The 3,489-nt window shown below is 74.0% G+C and carries 4 protein-coding genes; 2 read left to right on the top strand and 2 right to left on the bottom strand.

All coding sequences use genetic code 11. The features are described from left to right. Positions 1–295, bottom strand: a 295-nt coding sequence (locus ROTAS13_RS21315) for a hypothetical protein (protein WP_371329215.1), incomplete at its 3' end; no start/stop codon positions are given. Between the two features lie 202 nt (positions 296–497). Here ROTAS13_RS21315 and ROTAS13_RS21310 point away from each other — a divergent pair. After that, the gene (locus ROTAS13_RS21310) at positions 498–1,616 is read left to right on the top strand and encodes a class I SAM-dependent RNA methyltransferase (protein ID WP_075823337.1); all 1,119 of its coding nucleotides are present in this window, start codon (positions 498–500) and stop codon (positions 1,614–1,616) included. A 90-nt stretch (positions 1,617–1,706) separates the two neighbouring features. Here the strand turns inward: ROTAS13_RS21310 and ROTAS13_RS21305 are convergent, their stop codons facing one another. Next, positions 1,707–2,423 carry a pyridoxamine 5'-phosphate oxidase family protein gene (locus ROTAS13_RS21305; protein WP_371329214.1) on the bottom strand — a complete coding sequence of 239 codons (717 nt, stop codon included), beginning with the start codon at positions 2,421–2,423 and terminating at the stop codon, positions 1,707–1,709. A 21-nt stretch (positions 2,424–2,444) separates the two neighbouring features. Here ROTAS13_RS21305 and ROTAS13_RS21300 point away from each other — a divergent pair, with 21 nt between their 5' ends. Beyond that, positions 2,445–3,305, top strand: coding sequence for a LysR substrate-binding domain-containing protein (locus ROTAS13_RS21300; protein ID WP_019461021.1), 861 nt, complete (start codon positions 2,445–2,447; stop codon positions 3,303–3,305). Positions 3,306–3,489: the final 184 nt, after the last annotated feature.

Below are 3,489 nucleotides of genomic sequence, written 5' to 3'. Positions count from 1 at the left end.
GGGCGATGGTCTCGGCCGGATCGTGCGAGCCGATCAGCGCCAGCACGGCGCCCTGGACACGGGTGGCGAGGCTGTCGCCGGAGCGGGCGGCGCGGGCGGTGTCGCGCAGGGCATGGCGCTCGGCGGCCAGCATCGCCGCCATGTGGTCGGCCAGCCTTTCCCCATGCACGCGGCGGGGCGGTTCCAGGCGGCGGTAGAGGGCGGGACGCTCGGCCAGGAAATGCGGCCGGGCGGCGAGCCAGGCGGCGATGCGCTCGGCCTCGTCGTCCTCCTCGGTTTGGGGAAGCAGGGTCATCCGGGCCCGATCCTGCCTCCCCGGCGGGCAGAAGGCCAGCGCTGCGATGCGGAAGCCGGGCGCGCGGACGGCGCCGGGCAGGAGGCGCCGGGCAGGATGCGCCGGACCGGGGCGCGATGGGCGCGCCTTTCCCGGGGTGGTAGGAGGAGGGGGTGGCGCTTGCGGACCGCGCCTTCCCGATGCTTCCCCTTTGGCGGACGAGATGACCAAGGACCAGGATTTCGAGATCTTCCTGGCGGCCCCGCCGGGGCTGGAGGCGGTGCTCCACGACGAGGTGCGCGGCAAGGGGTTCAGGCAGGCCAAAGCGGTGCCGGGGGGCGTGACGATCCGGGGCGGCTGGCCGGAGGTGTGGCGCGCCAACCTGTGGGTCCGCGGCGCGGGGCGGGTGCTGGCGCGGCTGGACACGTTCCGCGTGACGCATCTCGCCCAGCTCGACGCGCGGGCGCGGCGGGTGGAATGGGGGCCGGTGCTGCGGCCGGACGTGCCCTTCCGGGTCGAGGCCTCCTGCGCCGGGTCGCGCATCTATCACAGCGGCGCGGCGGCGGAACGGATCGCGCGGGCCATCCACGAGACGGTGGGGGCGCCGGCCTCCGACGAGGCGGAACTCGTGGTGCGGGTGCGGATCGAGCGGGATGTCTGCACGATCAGCCTCGATACATCCGGCGAGCCGCTGCACCGGCGCGGCTTCAAGCCCGAGGTGAATGCGGCGCCGATGCGGGAAACGCTGGCCTCGCTGTTCCTGCGGCAATGCGGCTTCACCGGCGGCGAGAGCGTGGTGGACCCGATGTGCGGCTCCGGCACCTTCGTGATCGAGGCGGCGGAGATCGCGGCACGGCTGAACCCCGGGCGGGGGCGCTCCTTCGCCTTCGAGAAGCTGGCGAGCTTCGACGCGGAGGCCTGGGCGGCGATGCGGGCGGTGAGGAGCGCGCGGGAGCCGGCGGCCCTTTGCTTCGGCAGCGACCGGGATGCCGGGGCGGTGGCGATGAGCCGCGCCAATGCGGAGCGCGCCGGGGTGGCGGCGTTCACGCGTTTCCACCAGGGGCCGATCGGCGCGCTGGAGGTGCCGGAAGGGGCCGTGCCGGGGCTGGTGATGGTGAACCCGCCCTATGGTGGGCGGCTCGGCGAGCGGGGGGCGCTGCTGCCGCTGTACCAGACGCTCGGGCAGGTGCTGCGGCAGCGCTTCGCCGGCTGGCGCGTGGGGATGGTGACCAGCGAGGCGCGGCTGGCCCATGCCACGGGGCTGCCTTTCCTGCCGGCGGAGGCGCCGGTGCCGCATGGGGGGCTGCGGGTGACGCTGTACCGGACCGGCGTGCTCGGCTGAGGCCGCCGGGGCGCCCTGCGGCCCCGCATGGGCGGGGCGTTCCGGGCTGACGCGCTGCGGCCGGGGCCAGCCATTGGGGCGGCGGGAGCCCTACCACATGGTCTGGCGGGCGCGCTCGGCCCAACCGTTGTCATAGGCCTCGCCGCCGACCCGGCCCTGGCTCATCTCCGCCAGGATCTGGCCGGGGGTGGGCAGGGTCCTGGGATCGACCTGGCTGTCCTGGCGCCAGAGGCCGGAGCGGATGATCGCGCGGGCGCACTGGAAATAGACTTCCGTCACCCGGATCACCATCACGGTCCGCGGCGCCTTGCCCTCCACGGCGAAGGATTCGAGCAAAGCGGGATCGTCGTCGATGGTGGCGCGGCCGTTCACGCGCATGGCGTTGCCGATGCCGGGGATCAGGAACATCAGCCCGACGCGCGGGTCGCGGACCACGTTGCGCAGGCTGTCGATGCGGTTGTTGCCGCGGCGGTCGGGCAGCAGGAGCGTGCCGGGATCGGCGATGCGGACGAAGCCCGTCCTGTCGCCGCGCGGGGAACAGTCCAGCCCCTCCGGCCCGCAGGTGGCCAGGGCCAGGAAGGGCGCGGCCTCGATGAAACGGCGGTATTGCGGGGTGATGTGGCCGGCGACCTTGGCGGTCGAGGCCTCTCCGACGGCGCCGAACTCGCCGTAGATGCGTTCCAGTTCCTCGATCGTGGCGATGGCGGCCATGGCGGTGCGCTCCGTCTCCCGTGACAGGGCGTTGCTAGACGAGGTGCCGGGGGCGGCATATCGAATAGTTGTCGCCGATCTGTGCGGAAAGATCACGGAGGTCCGGTCCTGCGCCAGTTGCCGCCCCTGTCCACGCTGCGGGCCTTCGAGGCCACGGCCCGGCTGGGCTCCGTCACGCGGGCCGCGGCGGAGCTGGGGCGCACGCATGGGGCGGTGAGCCGGCAGATCCGCAGCTTGCAGGAGGCAGCGGGCTGCGCGCTGTTCGACAAGGCGGGGACGGGGCTGCGCCTGAACGCGCGCGGCGAGGCGCTGCTGCGCGTGGTGGCGGAGGCGCTGGACGGGCTGGAGGGCGGCTGGGCGCGGCTGCTGGAGGAGGCGCGGGGGCCGGCGGTGCATGTGGCGTGCAGCGCGACCTTCGCCATGCGCTGGTTGGTGCCGAGGCTGGGCGAGTTCCACCAGCGGCATCCGGGGGTGCGGCTGCGGCTTTCCATGACCACGGCGCGGGAGGTGCGGTTCGAGGGGGCGGCGCTGGTGATCGCCTGGGACCGGGGCTCCTATCCGCCCGCCGACCAGGCGCGGGCGATCCTGCTCGGCCCGGTGGCGGTGGGGCCGGTCTGCGCGCCCGGCTATCCGGTCCGGGTGGAGGCGGGGCGGCTGCGGATGGCGGTGCGGATCGCGCATGAGCATACGGGCCGGGCCTGGGACGGGTGGGCGGCGGAATCCGGGCGCGCCGCCGCCTGGGAGGAGGAGTTGCGGTTTCCTCACACACATCTGTGCATCGGGGCGGCGCTGGCCGGGCTGGGCGTGGCCGTGGCCGAGCAGCGGCTGGTGGCGGAGGATGTGGCGGCCGGGCGGCTGGTGGCGCCCTGCGGCTTCACGACCCTGCCGGAGCGATGGGGGGCGGTGCCGTTCTCCGACAGTGTGGAGACGGGGGCGGGGCGGGAATTCGTGACGTGGCTGCGGGGGGCGCTGGGCTGAGGGCGCGGGAGGCGCGCTCATGGCCAGGACCAGCGCTATGCGGCAGAAGAGACTTATTAGTCGGCCTTGAACAACGTCTTCAGGCTGTCGCCCCTGCGAGCAGGGTGCGGCCTGTCGGGACGCTGGCTTGGCTGATCGGGGTGAGGATTGCCTGTCGGAGGGCGGCGAGGAGAGCGGCCAAAAG

Origin of the sequence: Roseomonas sp. TAS13 (genome assembly GCF_001950415.1) — a bacterium.
Taxonomy (GTDB): domain Bacteria; phylum Pseudomonadota; class Alphaproteobacteria; order Acetobacterales; family Acetobacteraceae; genus Roseomonas; species Roseomonas mucosa.
This window is presented reverse-complemented; position numbering and strand designations above follow the sequence as displayed.

Excerpts from the sequence above, each read along its gene's own strand:
- ROTAS13_RS21310 (WP_075823337.1), top strand. The coding sequence starts at position 498 with ATGACCAAGGACCAGGATTTCGAGATCTTCCTGGCGGCCCCGCCGGGG.